The 15,808-nt window shown below is 41.5% G+C and carries 14 protein-coding genes; 5 read left to right on the top strand and 9 right to left on the bottom strand.

The window, feature by feature from the left end; all coding sequences use genetic code 11:
* Nucleotides 1–259: 259 nt before the first annotated feature.
* Together CDG79_RS19920 and CDG79_RS19925 are read right to left on the bottom strand one after the other, a co-directional pair.
* Nucleotides 260–538, bottom strand: a complete 279-nt coding sequence (locus tag CDG79_RS19920) for a hypothetical protein (protein WP_094343668.1) — start codon at nucleotides 536–538, stop codon at nucleotides 260–262.
* 162 nt (nucleotides 539–700) lie between these two features.
* Nucleotides 701–1,474, bottom strand: coding sequence for a hypothetical protein (locus CDG79_RS19925; RefSeq protein WP_094343669.1), 774 nt, complete (start codon nucleotides 1,472–1,474; stop codon nucleotides 701–703).
* Nucleotides 1,475–2,079: 605 nt separating this feature from the next.
* On the opposite strand from CDG79_RS19925, the gene CDG79_RS19930 reads away from it, so the two are divergent.
* Nucleotides 2,080–2,769: a hypothetical protein gene (locus CDG79_RS19930; RefSeq protein ID WP_094343670.1), complete on the top strand. Its 690-nt coding sequence runs from the start codon at nucleotides 2,080–2,082 to the stop codon at nucleotides 2,767–2,769.
* A gap of 10 nt (nucleotides 2,770–2,779) precedes the next feature.
* On the opposite strand, the gene CDG79_RS19935 is transcribed toward CDG79_RS19930, so the two are convergent.
* The 3 genes from CDG79_RS19935 to CDG79_RS19945 form a co-directional block, all read right to left on the bottom strand.
* Complete coding sequence (locus tag CDG79_RS19935; RefSeq protein WP_094343680.1) at nucleotides 2,780–3,187, bottom strand: hypothetical protein; 408 nt, start codon at nucleotides 3,185–3,187, stop codon at nucleotides 2,780–2,782.
* A 189-nt stretch (nucleotides 3,188–3,376) separates the two neighbouring features.
* The gene (locus CDG79_RS19940) at nucleotides 3,377–4,033 is read right to left on the bottom strand and encodes a hypothetical protein (RefSeq protein ID WP_223278220.1); all 657 of its coding nucleotides are present in this window, start codon (nucleotides 4,031–4,033) and stop codon (nucleotides 3,377–3,379) included.
* 202 nt (nucleotides 4,034–4,235) lie between these two features.
* The gene (locus tag CDG79_RS19945; RefSeq protein ID WP_094343671.1) at nucleotides 4,236–5,336 is read right to left on the bottom strand and encodes a D-alanine--D-alanine ligase family protein; all 1,101 of its coding nucleotides are present in this window, start codon (nucleotides 5,334–5,336) and stop codon (nucleotides 4,236–4,238) included.
* Nucleotides 5,337–5,537: 201 nt separating this feature from the next.
* On the opposite strand from CDG79_RS19945, the gene CDG79_RS19950 reads away from it, so the two are divergent.
* Nucleotides 5,538–7,229, top strand: coding sequence for an NAD-binding protein (locus CDG79_RS19950; RefSeq protein ID WP_094343672.1), 1,692 nt, complete (start codon nucleotides 5,538–5,540; stop codon nucleotides 7,227–7,229).
* A 145-nt stretch (nucleotides 7,230–7,374) separates the two neighbouring features.
* On the opposite strand, the gene def is transcribed toward CDG79_RS19950, so the two are convergent.
* Both def and CDG79_RS19960 read right to left on the bottom strand, forming a co-directional pair.
* Nucleotides 7,375–7,905, bottom strand: coding sequence for a peptide deformylase (gene def / locus CDG79_RS19955; protein ID WP_094343673.1), 531 nt, complete (start codon nucleotides 7,903–7,905; stop codon nucleotides 7,375–7,377).
* A gap of 114 nt (nucleotides 7,906–8,019) precedes the next feature.
* The gene (locus CDG79_RS19960) at nucleotides 8,020–9,270 is read right to left on the bottom strand and encodes an HhoA/HhoB/HtrA family serine endopeptidase (RefSeq protein ID WP_094343674.1); all 1,251 of its coding nucleotides are present in this window, start codon (nucleotides 9,268–9,270) and stop codon (nucleotides 8,020–8,022) included.
* 164 nt (nucleotides 9,271–9,434) lie between these two features.
* Between CDG79_RS19960 and dnaA the strand changes: the two genes are divergently transcribed.
* Nucleotides 9,435–10,817: a chromosomal replication initiator protein DnaA gene (gene dnaA, locus CDG79_RS19965; protein ID WP_094343675.1), complete on the top strand. Its 1,383-nt coding sequence runs from the start codon at nucleotides 9,435–9,437 to the stop codon at nucleotides 10,815–10,817.
* 523 nt (nucleotides 10,818–11,340) lie between these two features.
* On the opposite strand, the gene CDG79_RS19970 is transcribed toward dnaA, so the two are convergent.
* Together CDG79_RS19970 and murG are read right to left on the bottom strand one after the other, a co-directional pair.
* Nucleotides 11,341–12,660 carry a hypothetical protein gene (locus CDG79_RS19970; protein ID WP_094343676.1) on the bottom strand — a complete coding sequence of 440 codons (1,320 nt, stop codon included), beginning with the start codon at nucleotides 12,658–12,660 and terminating at the stop codon, nucleotides 11,341–11,343.
* Between the two features lie 52 nt (nucleotides 12,661–12,712).
* Nucleotides 12,713–13,786, bottom strand: coding sequence for an undecaprenyldiphospho-muramoylpentapeptide beta-N-acetylglucosaminyltransferase (gene murG, locus CDG79_RS19975; protein WP_094343677.1), 1,074 nt, complete (start codon nucleotides 13,784–13,786; stop codon nucleotides 12,713–12,715).
* A gap of 84 nt (nucleotides 13,787–13,870) precedes the next feature.
* Between murG and CDG79_RS19980 the strand changes: the two genes are divergently transcribed.
* On the top strand, nucleotides 13,871–14,707 hold the full coding sequence (locus CDG79_RS19980; protein ID WP_094343678.1) for a hypothetical protein: 837 nt from the start codon (nucleotides 13,871–13,873) through the stop codon (nucleotides 14,705–14,707).
* 201 nt (nucleotides 14,708–14,908) lie between these two features.
* Nucleotides 14,909–15,682 (top strand): SDR family oxidoreductase, encoded by a 774-nt coding sequence (locus tag CDG79_RS19985; RefSeq protein ID WP_094343679.1) that lies wholly within the window; start codon nucleotides 14,909–14,911, stop codon nucleotides 15,680–15,682.
* Nucleotides 15,683–15,808: the final 126 nt, after the last annotated feature.

Raw genomic sequence — 15,808 nt, forward strand, 5'->3', positions numbered from 1 at the left:
TTTAAATCTCCTGGTTCAATCCGCCAGGAGGTTATCTTTTTTAACTATTACGCCGTAAGTCCCCCACTGAATTCTGTACTCGGAATCAGTGGCGGGATATAAGGCGGTTGATAAGGATTGCATCTAATATTAATTTTTTACACAGTAAAGACAAATATTAGATGTATGACGAATCAACAATTATTTTCTTATTAATTGCTTACCAGGAAATATATATCATGATAAGGATGAGATGTGATTGGCAAAGATTAGTTATGAATTATTCGGTAAAATAATATGAAATACTAAATATAAATATTGCTAAGAGAACAGGAATAATTTGACTAAAGTCTATTCGCTTTTTTTCAACTATTTCTAAACAAGATATCGGAATCATCAGAGGCCAGAAGAGAGTTGTCACCATAAACATCACAACAGATAAAAATTTATCTTCTGGAGTGGAAACAGGATGACGTAGAGAAAATATTAACCAATTGCTAAAAAAATAGCCTGTCATTAACAGATAACCAATAGTTAAAGTAAGTTGTATCTGATTCATTGTGAGTACTCCTGAAGTTTTGTGAGTTCACTATAGCCTTTCCTCTTCTAGTTAGGTACACGCCTCAACAATCCCCTTTGGAGAAACTTTTTAAATTTTGGATGATGAATATTCAATACCATCATCCAAAATTTAAAGTTCAGTTAGCTATGAAAGTAATAATTAAGCAGTCTTAAAAAATCGAATAATTTCGCGGACATGATCGAGAAATTGCCCGTCAGTGGAAAGTTGCGCGATCGCAGTTCGGGCTTCTCTTGCCAAACGCTCATGTTCTGTTTGATTTGTTGCCCGTAATTCCTCAAAATTAGCTGCAATCCGGGCTAAATCTCTGCGAGTCTCTTCGGCAAAGCGTTGTTGAGTTGCAGATAAGGAATAGGGTTGTTCGGGGTTGAGTTGATCTTCCAACGACTGGATTTTTTGTTCCAATATCGAGAAGCGATCGCGCAGTTCAACAATATCTTCGCGCGGATACTTCCATTGTTGGCGAATCATCGCTAACCGCGCATATAAATACTCATAAGCTCGAATAGCTGGACGCAGAATCGTTAATAACAAAGCTGCACCAGAACTTATATATCCCACCGTACTAATACCAGTGGCAGCAAGGGTATAAAGACCAATGGCTGAGAATAAGTGGAAAGCAATGGCAACCCAGAACGATCGCTTTGCTAATAATGTGACATACTTCACTTGTTTCTCATCGACTGGAATTCCTTTCTCAGTTGATTGTGCTGCTTCTGCTAAGACTTCTTTGGCTTGAAAATGCACATTCCACGGTACGGTAACAATTACTAACAGCCACCAAAAACTTGCACCACCAATCACCCAATCAAGAAAGTTACCAGCAGGGATGTGCAACCATTGCAGTAAGCCAAAAGCCGCTAGCACTACAACCACAATTCCAGCGATGGAACTGATGAAAAAGTTAATATACATCTTGCCCTGTCTCCGGTGAAACTATCACCTCGATTATGGCTATCGGTTCTCAATTATACAAATATATTTGTGATGGTTTTTCTAGTTGCACATATCACACTGTGCAGAATTCAGACTGAAAAATTTTTGTGTTCAGAATCCTTGTGATAATTTTTTTAGCAGCACATTATTCCACTGTAGGTAATTCAAAATTTAAAAATCCTGAATGTAGTTCTTCCGCAACTGCGACAAAGGAACTTTTTAAGTGTTAATTACCGATGAAAAGTTTCTCTATCCGAAGAGTTCATAGCTTTGACTTCGGAACAATAGCCTCATGCATCGTTTATCAGAATTTGGGAGAGTCGGCGCAGAACTTTTGCCCTTATTAAGAAAAGAAGATTTCAATTCATCAAGCAAAACGTAGATAAAAATCCATTTTTCAGTATTGTTATCAATTGTCAACTAGCTCTTGGTAGATTGACAATTTTATCTTTAATAATATATTTTAACGACTAAGTATTTAAATATACTCGCAAATATAAATTAAATAGTAAAATAGCTGATTTATAACTTGATACCTCACTTTATGTCTGAATCCAGTAATTAACAATTTGGAGGAAATTATTATGTCAGCCTTTTTGAAAAATCAAAAAATTTCTAAATTGTTCACCAAGTTATCAATTGCAACTGCTAAAACTGCCTTCAGCTTAGTACTACTATTCAAAATTGATTCGGCTCAAGCTTTGGCAGCTAAATTTAATATCGACCCCAGTGCAAGTTTTATTTCTTCATATACATTTAGTCCTGATAGCGTACCTTTTTCTCTAACAGACTTGGGAATTAATTCAGGGGACACAATTAAACTGGAACGGTTTGGCAGTTTTTCACCCTTTGGCGATCCGACTGACGAATACTTTGGTTCAATGTGGGCTACTTTCAGCGCTGACAATAGATTGCTACCAAGTACCGGAGAGTATGATGGCGCAACGACTGATAGAGTTCCTGGCGCTATTAATGCAATTCTTACTAACGGTTGTCTTCCGTCTCAATGTTTAGACAATAGTATTTTTTACATCTCACGTGGAGATTTTAATGGTGCTGTTGTACAAGTTCCGATTGATGCAAAATTTATATTTATTGGTGCTGCCGACAGTTCATTTGCTGATAATGTAGACTTGAATAAAGATTTTGCTGTAGGTATCAATTCTGTATCTACTGCTAGTATTCCTGAACCCGGTTTTATGTCAGGTTTACTGGCATTTGGTGTTTACGCTAATGGTTTGCAATTCTTACGCAACCGAAAAAAAGTACTTTGATGACACAGGTTTACTCAACTAAATAACTGCGCCAAATTGATTGAGTACCTTTACTACCTTTTTCTGGAATTAGCGATCGCCAAGTTTTACCTTCTTGCTGAATTTGCAAGTAAACGTCAAAGGGTTGTTTTGGTTGCGTTAAGCGCCGTTTTGGTAGCTTGAGAATCAAATCGTAAGTTCCCCGAACGCGGAAAGCTGGTAAGTTTTCAATGGTTAGGGGTTGTTGCTGGGTAATGGATAGCCGCTTGATTTCAAATCCTTGAAAATCTAGATCCAACTGTTGGCTAAGTTTTTGTTGAGTTTGCTCTAGCCCAAGTGCGATCGCTTTTTGCACTAACTCGCTAGTCGGTAGCAGTCCAATACTGCCACAAGCTGTAACTAGCACCAGCAATATTGCCGTCAAAACTAACCGCACTATTTTATGCACTGCCTAATCTGATATTTTCTTCTTTATCAGTTTAACCGGACGAACTGCTACTTTTTTAGCATTGAGTAACTAAGTCTTATGCTATATAAATGCTAGATATATAATTAGTAAAGGCACGGTAGAACCGTGCCCTAATTCGCAAAAAGTATTATTTTGAAAGGTTTTTGCTTTACAGGAAATTTAATACTGACGTAAAATTGCAGACAATGAACTATCTTTACGAAGATCCATCAAGTCTGCCAAAGAATCCGGGCGCGTATCCAAGTGGTGTTTGTGTTCTGCTGGTAGAACCGTAACTAGATGTTTTGCTTTCGGTTGCATCTGCATCATCGGCATCGTCATCAGTTGTGGCTGTGGCACAAAAATTGGCTGGTTCTTGGGAAGGCGTGGTTCCAATTTTTGGTAATTGCTCTGTGCCAAGCGTACCTGATGGCGGTTAACCTGTTTTTGGACTTTTTGCGGTTGCTTTTTCCGGTTGAGCATTTTGAAAATGAGCAAGGAACCACCACCACAACTGAGGACGATCGCAGCCACCATCCATAAAGGCGTAGGATTGCTATTCTCAGAGGGTATACTGATTGGTTCTTCAACGATAACTGGGATTTTTTCTGGTTCTTCTTGTGCTACCGGGCCAGCATTACCTAAGCTATACACGGCAAAAACACCACCTCCTAAAAACATGGCTAAACACCCAGTTAATAATAGCCAAGGATGGTGTGCAACCAGATATATCAGAACATTCGAGCTTTGTTTTAATCTCGATTTCCTGTTTGTCAGCTCTGGAGTAGCCCTTCTGAGTCGGGTTGGCTCGCGCTGTACACTCTGACTTTTTTCCATGATTACTTTCAGATTTGTACCCCTCTAGTCAATAAATTGTACTGGAGGAGTCAAGCATCGGGTATCCGTAACAAAATTTCCGATTCCAGTAGCTTTTTTGTAAAACAGAGGCTACCAAATCCGGCTAACTTTTGTCAAAGTTGTGTATTTATTGTGACTTCTTGCCCTAATAATCTGAAATTAGTTTGCTTATTTTCTTCCGTCAGCTAGGAGAATGCCTTTCAAGAGCAAGTTGAATTAACCGATCGACTAATTCTGGAAAGGAGACTCCACTATGGGCCCAGAGTTGGGGATACATGCTCGTCGCCGTAAAGCCTGGTAAAGTATTGATTTCGTTAATCAAAACTTCTTGTGTCGCTTCCACATAGAAGAAATCTACCCTTGCTAATCCCGCAGCGTCAACAGCTGCAAAGGCTTGCAAAGCCATGTCCTGAATTTTACGGGCGATCGCATCTGGAATCGATGCCGGAATCAGTAAATCTGCCCGACCCTCTGTATATTTAGTTTCATAATCATAAAAATCGCTGTCATAACTAATCTCTCCAATGACAGAGGCTTGGGGTCGATCGTTTCCTAAAACAGCACACTCAACTTCCCTGGCGACGACACCAGCTTCGACAACTAGTCGGCGATCGTAACTGGCAGCACTATCTAAGGCGGCTTCTAATTCTTGGCGCGATCGCACTTTGGCAATTCCCACTGATGAACCCAAATTAGCGGGCTTGACAAAAGCAGGATAACCTAATGCTGCCTCAATTTCATCACACAATTTCGGAAATATGCAAGGATTAGACCAAACTTGCGCTCTAGTTATCGCCTTATATTTTACCTGTGGTAGCCCCGCTTGCTCAAAGGCAATTTTCATGGCAATTTTATCCATCCCCATTGCCGAACCTAACACCCCAGAACCAACAAAGGGGACTTGCATCAAAGTTAGTAACCCTTGAATTGTTCCGTCTTCACCGTTGGGGCCGTGGAGAATGGGAAACCAAACATCTACTTGGGCAACTTGAGAGGGAGATTGCCACTTGCTTAAGGTTTGGGCTTGAGGGTTGGATGTCAGATTTCCTTCGGAAGTTGATTGTTCGGATTCTAGTAACGGATTGCCGGTTCCTAAAACCTTTTGGGGCGCTTCTCCTGCTAGCCAGCGTCCATCTTTTTGGATGTAAAAAGGCAGTATTTCGTACTTACTAGCATTTTGCTCTGCACTTAAGGCTTTAGCGATCGCCTGTGCTGATTTGATTGAAACTTCATGTTCTCCCGAACGACCGCCAAACAGTAATCCCACGCGCAGCTTAGTCATTTTCGGTTCCTCCACACTTCTCAAGCAGATAGCGTATCACAACCTACAAAAATTGCCATATTTTTCTAGATTATTTTATTGCCCCCTGCTCCCAATTGAAACAATCGTGTTGTCAGCTACAGTTATATTTCAGCAAAATGGGCAACAATATTGATAAATAACTAGAAATGCAGCCCTACCTGTAAAAGATGCTGCCGTTTCATGAAACCCAGAATTATTGTTTGTGGCTTAGGACGTACCGGATATAAAACCTTTCGTTTGCTGAGACATCAGGGAACCTTCGTTGTTGGTATTCATCACCAATCTATCCCTGGCGAAACGGCAGGAGATGTGATTGTTGGCGATTTACAAGCAGCTTCTACCCTAACAGCAGCAGGAATTCAACAGGCACACACTTTAGTCATCGCCGGATCTAAAGATGCTTTGAATTTGTCTATTATGATGCAAGCGCGGGTGCTGAATCCCCAGATTCGGATTATCAACCGTTTTTATAATACAAATTTGGGTGAGCGCCTAGATCAAAGTTTGCCAGACCATTTGAGTATGAGTGTTGTCGGATTAGCAGCACCTGTATTCACCTTTGCAGCACTGGGAAACCGAGCGATCGGACAAATCAAATTATTTCAGCAAACTTGGCCAATTCACGAAGAGTACATTGATGAAAACCACTTCTGGAAAGGTCTAAAGCTGAGTGAATTGTGGGAAGATCGCTCGCGGATGCTGATTTATTACTTGCCAGTAAAAGGTGAGATGGATTTGATATCAGGTGTCATATCTGGCCAAGAGATCCAAGTAGGCGATCGCTTAATTGTTGGTACGCAACCCCGCATCCGTTCTCCCAGGCGATCGTTGATTAGAAAATTGCTGAAAGTCTTGACTAATATTAGGCTGTTTCAGCAACACGGGCGCTCAGTCTTGGTGGGTGCTATTGCGCTATTGGCGGTTATTCTGATCGCCACATTTACCTATATGTCGGCTGAGTTGAGTTTGTCTCCTGTCGATGCTCTATATTTTTCTGTAGGCATGATTACGGGAGCCGGTGGTAATGACAAAGTAGTAGAAAATGCTCCTAACAGTATTAAGTTATTTACCGTTGTGATGATGCTGGTTGGAGCAGTAGTGATTGGTATTTGGTATGCAATGCTCACCGATTTTGTCTTGGGAAGCCGCTTTAAGCAATTTTGGGATGCAGCCCGAATTCCCCAGCGATATCACTACATCGTCTGTGGCTTGAGTGGTATTGGGGTGAGAATTGTCCAGCAACTCCACGCCAGTGGATATGAAGTTGTAGTAGTTGAACCCGACTCCAACAATAAATATATTAATACCGCCCGTGAACTCGGTATTCCCGTAATTCAGGGCGATGCCAGCTTCCGTACAATACTTAAAGCCAGCAATATAGACTCTGCCGCAGCCGTCCTTGCCGTTACTAGCAATGATGCTACCAATCTAGAAATTGCCCTCAAAGCCAAAGGCTTGACACCTAGCATTCCGGTGATTGTTCATTATGCCGATCCCGATTTTGCCGGCATAGCGCAACAGCTATTTGGCTTCGAGGCCGTACTGAGTCCGGCTGAACTAGCAGCCCCAGCTTTTGCTGCTGCTGCACTAGGGGGACGCATCCTTGGCAATGGCATCACAGCCGATAGTCTTTGGGTAGCTTTTGCAACCGCGATCACAGCTTCACACGCCTTTTGTGGGCAGTGGGTGAAAGATGTAGCAATGTCATCTGACTGTGTACCTTTGTATGTAGAAACAAACAACCAAACCCTTCATGGCTGGGATTTACTAGAAACTAACCTTAGTGTTGGTGACGTTTTGTATATGACAATGCCAGCAACACAGCTATATCAATTGTGGCGAGACGAGCGAGTTTGCGAAACACACGCTTAAATAATTCGTAATTCGTAATTCGTAATTCGTAATGACGCTCGCGGACTCGCTACCGCTACGCTAACGTAATTCGTAATTCGTAATTGATATACTACTCCCCACTCCTTAGAGACGCGATTTTATCGCGTCTCTTGCCCACTCCCATTTATTTGTTAACTATTCGTTGTTGATATTCTTGCTCAGTAATCATATCGAGAGTGTTTTCTATCCGATCTACAAATACGATACCCTCAAGATGATCGAACTCGTGTTGAAAAATCCGAGCGATAAAATCGGTTAATTCTTGCCTTTGTAAATTGCCTTGATAGTCAGTGTATTCCACTTCAATGGATTTATATCGAGGAACTAACCCCCTAATTCCTGGAACACTTAAACAACCTTCCCAATCTTTGACAAGTTCGCTAGAATGAGCAATGATTTGGGGATTAATCATAGCAGTAGGTTCCATTTCCGGCGCGTTGGGATACCTGGCATTAGGACGGGAAGCCACAATAAATAAACGATAGGATTGTGCTACTTGAGGTGCAGCAATTCCCACGCCGTTAGCCTTGGTAACAGTGGCGATTAAGTCTTCAATTAATTTTTGGATATGCTCATCTTGAATATTCTCAACCCAAGCAGCTTTTTGGCGCAATGTTGGATTGCCTAATTGAATAATTGGTGCTAATTCATTCATTGGGGAACTCCTTTAATAAATGGGGAATTGGGAATGGAAAATGGGGAGTAGAGTAAGTATGTCAGTTGCTTTTAAAATGACAAATGACAAATGACAAATGACAAATGACCAACTTTATCCTTCACGTCTCGCTGGTAAAGCAGCAGGTTGGATTCCTAGTTGGACAATTTGCCCATTGCGTTCCACCTGTATTGGTAACTTAGTACCGATTTTGCTATTTTCGACTAGCTTTTGCACTTCTTCAATTTTAGTAACAGGCTGGCTATTAATGCTTTTAATCACATCACCGACTCGTAGTCCAGCCACAGAAGCAGGCGATCGCGGCACAATCTCAACGAGCAAAACGCCGTCATCTGCTGTAATATTTAAGCGATCGCCTGCTATATTTTTTATTCTTTCTTTATTTTCTGGTGTCAGTGTCACCATCTGAACACCCAAATAAGGATGATCGACTTTGCCTGTAGCAATTAATTGCTGGGCGATTTTTTGCACGGTGTTAATGGGGATAGCAAATCCCAAACCTTGAGCGCCTCGGATAATAGCTGTGTTCATTGCTATTACTTGTCCGCGAATATTAAGCAATGGCCCACCAGAATTACCAGGGTTAATCGCAGCATCCGTTTGGATGTAATCAACCCGCTTATCACTAGCACCGATATCGCTACTAGAACGTCCTGTAGCACTAATAATTCCAGAAGTAACGGTATTATTTAAGCCTAACGGGTTGCCAATAGCTATTACCGATTCTCCTGGTTGCAAAGCATCGGAGTTACCTACAGATAGGGTTGGCAGATTGTTGGCATCAATTTTAATCGCAGCCACATCAGTTACCGGATCTTCACCCAGTACTTTCCCATCAAAAGTCCGGCCATCTTTGAGGGTGACAGTCACTCTATCAGCACCATCTACCACATGGGAATTGGTCACAATTTGACCAGAAGAATTAATGATAAATCCAGAGCCGCTACCCCGCTCTACTCGTTGTCTAGGCTGTGGCGTTGCGTCTCCAAAAAATCGCCGGAAAAATGGATCGTTAAATTCGTCTGGTACGCGAGAAGTGATTGTTCGGGAAGAATCAATGCGAACTACCGCAGGCCCTACTTGTTGGACTACTTTTACCACAAAATTAGGGTCTTCAGATGACGATAAAATCGGCGGGGGGACAATTCCCGGATTGGGTTGATTGGGTTCTATTGTTTTTGGGGCTTGAGTGTCGCTTTGTCGAGTCTCAAAGGTCTTAGTTGGTACAAGAGAGCAGCTTCCCAAGAACACCACTGCTACCCCATATAAGAGCATCCAGAACCTCTGGGGTAAACCCCTGGGATCGATCTTTTTGGGTGCTAAGTCATGGTTTGTTGTCTTCATGTGTCGTTGCTTCTCCGTGTCAGTCAGTGGATGTTAGGATCTTGCCTACTGGGTATGTCCCAAAATGATTACAACTTAAAAGCTTATTCTAGGTCTAGCGTGTGTCAATGCTAAATTGATGCTTTATCTTCTATTGTGACGATTAGCAGCAAAGGTGGTGGATAATGGAAATTCCCATAGAAAGTCTGTGGAGTCAGGTACTAGAGCGCCTACAGCTTGAACTATCCCGACCCACCTTTGAAACTTGGATCAAAACCGCTAGTGCAGAGCGATTAGAAAATAATTGCTTGGTAATCCGCACTCCTAACCCATTTGCTCGTAATTGGTTACAGAAGTATTACATCAATACCATTGCTCATGTAGTCCAAGATATTCTCGGTCATCCTGTAGGAATTTACATTACTGTGGCTCAAGGTGATGAGGTTTCTCATTTTAGTGAACGAGAGATTTCTTGGGAATCGCAAAATTCTAGCAGTATTCCTAAAGCTGTTTCTCATCGCAATCAGAAAACTACTGAATTAAACTCTAAATATGTCTTTTCACGCTTTGTAGTTGGTGCCAACAATCGAATGGCTCATGCTGCTTCTTTGGCAGTTGCAGAATCTCCTGGTAAAGAGTTTAATCCTTTATTTTTATGCGGGGGCGTGGGTTTAGGTAAAACTCATCTCATGCAGGCTATTGGACATTATCGCTGGGAAATTTCGCCTGATTGTAAAATATTTTATGTTTCTACGGAGCAGTTTACTAATGATTTAATTACAGCCATTCGTAAGGATAGTATGCAAAGTTTTCGAGAACATTATCGAGCCGCCGATCTTTTGTTAGTTGATGATATTCAGTTTCTAGAAGGAAAGGAATACACCCAAGAAGAGTTTTTCTATACTTTTAATACTTTACATGAAGCTGGTAAACAAGTTGTGATTGCTTCCGATCGCCCTCCTAACCAGATTCCTAGTTTGCAAGAACGTCTTTGTTCTCGGTTTTCTATGGGGTTAATCGCAGATATCCAAAAGCCGGATTTAGAAACGAGGATGGCAATTTTGCAAAAAAAAGCCGAAGATGAAAATATTCGTCTTCCCCGCGATGTAATTGAGTATATTGCTTCTAACTATACTTCTAATATTCGAGAATTAGAAGGAGCTTTAATTCGGGCGGTGGCTTATATTTCTATTTGGGGCTTACCCATGACGGTGGAAAATATCACACCAGTTTTAGAACCGCCTAACGAAAAAATGGCAGCCACCCCAGAAGCGATTTTAAAGGTTGTGGCGGATAATTTTGATGTTTCAATAGATGACCTCAAAAGTAACTCCCGACGAAGAGAGATTAGCTGGGCGCGTCAATTAGGAATGTATCTCATGCGCCAACATACGTCTCTGAGTTTACCGAGAATTGGGGAAGAGTTTGGTGGTAAAGACCATACAACGGTAATCTATAGTTGCGATAAAATTACTCAACTCCACCAGAGCGATCGCACTTTAGCACAAACTCTCCGCCAACTGAGCGATCGCATCAATCTCACTAGCCGTTCTCAAAAACCATCCTGAAGATGTATTTTCAGTTTTCCACAACCTGCACTGCGATCGCTAGGGTTGACGGCTAAATAATTAGTCGGAAATATTAAGTAACGTCTAAAAATTGATTAAATTTAACTTAAAGTGGGGAAAAAATCTTACTTTTTGTGGATAAATCTGGGAAAAACTTGATATTTTGCTGATAAAACTTAATTAAGTATAATTACCTTGTGGAAAACTACATAAGTTTTTCCACAAGTTTTCCACAAGGTAAACTTGCCTAATATCATATCCCATTGAACACAAATTCCTGACTTTAATCCCTCTCTTTGGTAAGGCTACGGTGTAGACCAAGTATTGTCATGTATATAGCAATCCTAAATGAGTCGTGAAAATCTCTGATTTCCCTCTCTGCGTTCTCTGCGCCTAGTAAGGTTAATTCTCTCGTTCCCATACTCTACCTCTAGGAGTATGGGAACAATCAAGAGTCAGAATTAAGTGACTGATTGCATTCTGACACCTAAATTCTTCTTCAATTTTCTATCAAAATACTACATTACTTCTTGATTAAAAAATATGCTGTAGCATACTCTGGCAATTGTGCGATATTTTGTCCAAATTCTTGTTTATTCTTAAATATACCTGCCAAAAAATCAAGTTGATAAAGATTGGGTAAAAAGGCTCCGCCTGTATCAGCAATGACTCCCATTCGCAGATATTTGCGACCACCTTTAGTATGCTCAATTACAACCACTTTACCTAAACCGATATTCAAAACATCTCCAGCAAAAGTGACTCCGGGTTTGATAGAAATTTTTGCATCTATTTTATATCCATAGCCTTTAATAGCATCAACTTCTCTAAAATACCAGTAACGCTTTTGTGCTGTTGCCTTCAATCCGCGAATATAAGCCATTCCATTATTTCTGTCTACATTAAAAAATGCCTTATAACCATCTGTAAAATTAATCAGTATTGTTCCTTCCATAATTGCTTCTTCTAAGCCATTTCTAGTTAGATAAGCAAGACTGGTAACTTTCCCAAATTCTCTACCACCTGGTTCATAAATACCTGACAAAACGTCTTGCTTTGTATACTTAGTGTAGAATTTATCGTTATTAGCGTTTTCTTTTAAGCTATAAATTGGTGTATTAAAAGTAGAGGTTTTCTTGCGAGAACCAGGATGAGTGAAAACAGCATATTTAGTAATTCGTAATTGTTTTTGCTGTTTATTCTTTGGGTTGTATGCAGACCATTTAATAACTCGAAAATTGGTATTGATAAAGTTAGGATCTTGTAAACGAGTAGCTCGATTATTAGCAATATCTTCCTTTAAGACAGCAATCATGAAATTCAAAGTATTGAGAACATCTGGCACAGTTACACCTTGAGTTGCAAGCATTCCTGTACGGAGAATATCTGGATCTTCTGAGGAGTGGTCTTGAAAATATTTTCTAGTATTAACAAGAACAGTTAATAAATCTTCTTGCTCGAAGTTAACCTTACTACTTGGTAGTTTGCTTGGGGTAACAACCTGGCTGCCATTAATGCTAAATTTATATTTTTTGAACTCATCGACAACTGAATAAGGTGCAGAAGCTGATATCAAATCTTGCCGAGACAAAATAGCATTTTGCTTCCCAATAATTTCATCAGAAGATATTTTTTGAGCTACAAAAGAATTTTGAAACTTTGAGGTGAGAGAAATCTGTGATTGAAGTGGGGCAAATTTGTCGGGCTGAGTCAAGGACTGATTTTGTTGGACTAGCTGTTTAGTTTTTGGCTGAGTATATAGATAGTTGCTGGCTAAACTGACAAGTAATAAGGCAGCAAAACCTACTGTGAGGCGGAATTTTTGGTTAAATAAGATATTCATAACCTAGAGAATAAATTCCTATTGTCTCTTACTATCTTCAATTTTGAATTTTTTAAGTTTCTACCACCTCACGCACTAATTGCGCTAATTTTTCGGCACTATCGGGAACTGCGATCGCCTTTGCATTTTTCCTCATCTTTGCTAACTCTTGTGGTGACTGCAACAAATTCAACACATTACTTTGCAATTCTTGGGCCGTCAACTCTGATTGCTTCAACGTTAACGCCGCACCAGATGAAGTAAATACGTCTGCATTGTAAGATTGATGGTCTTCTGCGGCAAAGGGGTAAGGAATCAAAATCGCTGGCGTTCCACACACTGCCAATTCTGTCAAGCTCCCTGCACCAGAACGACTAATGGCAAGAGTTGCTCGTTGTAACAATGCCGCCATAAGGTTGTAAAAAGGCAAGGCTATGTACTGTGGATGTTTGAGAGTATCTGCTTCCTCGTCGCGATCGCCAGTTAAGTGTACTACATAAGCACCAGCATCAAACCAAGCTTTTGCAGATTCGCGCACCAATTTATTAATCGCAACTGCACCCTGGCTGCCACCAAAGACGACAATTAAAGGAACACCATCAGGAATGGCTAAATCTAGGGGTGGATTAATTGCCCCATCCAGAAATTGCGCTCTTACGGGAGTACCAACACAGACATTTTTGGCACGGGGCAAATATTTAGCAGCAACTTCAAATCCCAAGGCTACGGCACTACACCAAGGGCCAAAAAAGCGAGTTACTTTACCGGGTAAGGCGTTAGATTCGTGGAAAATCACGGGTAAACCGAGGGAACGCGCCGCAATCACAGCTGGCCCGGCAATGTAACCCCCTGTGGTAAATACCCCTTGAAAATTTCCCTGCTTGAGAATTCGTCTGACTTCTAGAATCGAAAGGGCGAGTTTACCGAAGATGCGAATCGAGGCGAGTCCAAACCCTTGCTGAAACCCTTCAACTGCAATAGTATTCAAGGGATACTCTTTAGGGACAAGTTGAGTTTCTAGCCGATTGGGTACTCCCAGCCATTCAATTTGATAATCTGGAAGTTTTTGTGCCAGTGCGATCGCTGGAAACAAATGTCCACCAGTCCCACTGGCAGCTATTAATAATCGTATCGGTGCGTTTGCCATCAAACCTCTACCGTTTAGCGTCTAGCTTAACTAAGATAAAACAATTTCCTGACTTTCTCTCATCAAATCAGTAAACTCTTCTCAATGACTAAAATTATTACAGCCTTAGTGAAACGTCAACTCAGATTTCAAGCCAGTATTTGGTTGGTTTTGTTCCCGATCGCCCTTGGTTTAACAAGTGGTTGGCAACGCACTCAAGCGACGATACCACAGCAATTAGCCCAAGCTAGTACAGTTCAAAATGCACCAGCCGATCTAAAAAATCTGTTGACACAAGTTGATGCAGCTGCCAGTCGGGGCGATGTCAAAGGGGTGTTGCAATTTTACAGCCCTTCCTTCACTCATGGGGATGGATTAAACTTCCAAACTCTGGAAAAGTCTTTGACTTCACTTTGGCAACGATATCCCAAATTGCAATACAGTACCAAACTGCTATCTTCAAAATCTGAAGGGAATGGGATTATTGCTGAAACAGAAACGAAGATAACTGGCTTACCCTCCAGTAACGGTAATAAATTGGCTCTCAATGCCACCATTAAATCGCGTCAGCGCATTGAAGGCGGCAAAATCGTCCGCCAAGATGTTTTGACAGAACGCACCCTACTTACCTCTGGCAGTAAGCCACCCCAAATTGATATTAAATTACCAGAGCAAGTACGAGTTGGTCAGAAGTATAACTTTGATGCGATCGTTCAAGAGCCACTTGGTGATGATTTTCTACTAGGAACGGCGCTAGAAGAATCTATCCAACCAGATAAGTTTCTCAACCCCACACCTGTAGATTTGGAATTACTGACATCTGGCGGACTATTTAAAACGGCACAAGCACCATCTACCCCTGGTAGCCAATGGGTTTCTGCTGTCATCCTGCGGGGTAATGGGATGACGATGGTAACTCAGCGCCTACAAGTGGTGAAGTAGTAGTTAGGAGTAGAGACGCGATTAATCGCGTCTCTACAGGAGTTAGGAGTTAGGAATGCAAACTTAATAACCTGCAATTCTGATGGAACGGAGAATGGTGCCGTACTCTCCTTGCTAACACACCCTACTTTTACACTTTATTTAATCCACGTTCCTAATTCATAATTTATAACTATTAACTCCTCACTCCTAACTATCCTAATGACTTCCCTACAAAATCAAATTATTTTGATCGCTGGTGCAAGTAGTGGTATTGGTGCTGCTTGTGCGAGAATCTTCGCTGGTGCGGGTGCAAAACTGATTTTAGCGGCACGACGGCTAGAACGTTTGCAGCAGCTAGGAGATAGTCTCAGTAAAGAATTTAATACTGAAATTCATTTATTACAGCTAGATGTGCGCGATCGCAACGCTGTAGAATCTGCTATTTCTACTCTACCGTCTGCCTGGTCTGACATCGATATTCTCATCAACAATGCTGGTTTAAGTCGTGGTTTAGACAAGTTGCACGAAGGTAAATTTCAAGACTGGGAAGACATGATTGATACTAACGTTAAGGGTTTACTTTACCTTTCGCGTTATGTCATTCCGGGAATGGTGAGTCGCGATCGCGGTCATGTAGTAAATTTAGGTTCCATTGCCGGACATCAAACCTATCCTGGTGGTAATGTCTATTGTGCTACCAAAGCGGCTGTCAGAGCAATTTCTGAAGGTTTAAAACAAGACCTGTTAGGGACGCAGGTACGTATAACTTCCGTTGACCCTGGGATGGTAGAAACTGAATTTAGTCAGGTGCGCTTTCACGGGAACACTGAACGCGCCAACAAAGTCTACCAGGGAGTTACACCCCTGACAGCAGATGATGTGGCTGATGTGATATTTTTCTGCGTGACGCGATCGCCCCATGTCAATATTAATGAAGTTGTGCTGATGCCTGTTGACCAAGCTAGCGCTACCCTAGTTAATCGGCGAACTTGAAGGAGGCAGGGGGCAGGTTGATCCCCGTTCCTTGCCCGCATTTCTCACAAGCTTGAAATGCAGAGGGGCAGAGGGGCAGAGGGGAAAGAACTTGTACAATAACTCTCCTTTGCTCCCCTGCTCCCC

The sequence above is a fragment of the Nostoc sp. 'Peltigera membranacea cyanobiont' 232 genome (assembly GCF_002245985.1).
In the GTDB taxonomy this organism is placed as follows: domain Bacteria; phylum Cyanobacteriota; class Cyanobacteriia; order Cyanobacteriales; family Nostocaceae; genus Nostoc.

What these genes read in the sequence shown, in the direction of transcription:
- CDG79_RS19920 (WP_094343668.1), bottom strand. Translation starts at nt 538, where the DNA reads ATGAATCAGATACAACTTACTTTAACTATTGGTTATCTGTTAATGACA.
- CDG79_RS19925 (WP_094343669.1), bottom strand. Translation starts at nt 1,474, where the DNA reads ATGTATATTAACTTTTTCATCAGTTCCATCGCTGGAATTGTGGTTGTA.
- CDG79_RS19930 (WP_094343670.1), top strand. Translation starts at nt 2,080, where the DNA reads ATGTCAGCCTTTTTGAAAAATCAAAAAATTTCTAAATTGTTCACCAAG.
- CDG79_RS19940 (WP_223278220.1), bottom strand. Translation starts at nt 4,033, where the DNA reads ATGGAAAAAAGTCAGAGTGTACAGCGCGAGCCAACCCGACTCAGAAGG.
- CDG79_RS19945 (WP_094343671.1), bottom strand. Translation starts at nt 5,336, where the DNA reads ATGACTAAGCTGCGCGTGGGATTACTGTTTGGCGGTCGTTCGGGAGAA.
- CDG79_RS19950 (WP_094343672.1), top strand. Translation starts at nt 5,538, where the DNA reads ATGAAACCCAGAATTATTGTTTGTGGCTTAGGACGTACCGGATATAAA.
- def (WP_094343673.1), bottom strand. Translation starts at nt 7,905, where the DNA reads ATGAATGAATTAGCACCAATTATTCAATTAGGCAATCCAACATTGCGC.
- CDG79_RS19960 (WP_094343674.1), bottom strand. Translation starts at nt 9,270, where the DNA reads ATGAAGACAACAAACCATGACTTAGCACCCAAAAAGATCGATCCCAGG.
- dnaA (WP_094343675.1), top strand. Translation starts at nt 9,435, where the DNA reads ATGGAAATTCCCATAGAAAGTCTGTGGAGTCAGGTACTAGAGCGCCTA.
- CDG79_RS19970 (WP_094343676.1), bottom strand. Translation starts at nt 12,660, where the DNA reads ATGAATATCTTATTTAACCAAAAATTCCGCCTCACAGTAGGTTTTGCT.
- murG (WP_094343677.1), bottom strand. Translation starts at nt 13,786, where the DNA reads ATGGCAAACGCACCGATACGATTATTAATAGCTGCCAGTGGGACTGGT.
- CDG79_RS19980 (WP_094343678.1), top strand. Translation starts at nt 13,871, where the DNA reads ATGACTAAAATTATTACAGCCTTAGTGAAACGTCAACTCAGATTTCAA.
- CDG79_RS19985 (WP_094343679.1), top strand. Translation starts at nt 14,909, where the DNA reads ATGACTTCCCTACAAAATCAAATTATTTTGATCGCTGGTGCAAGTAGT.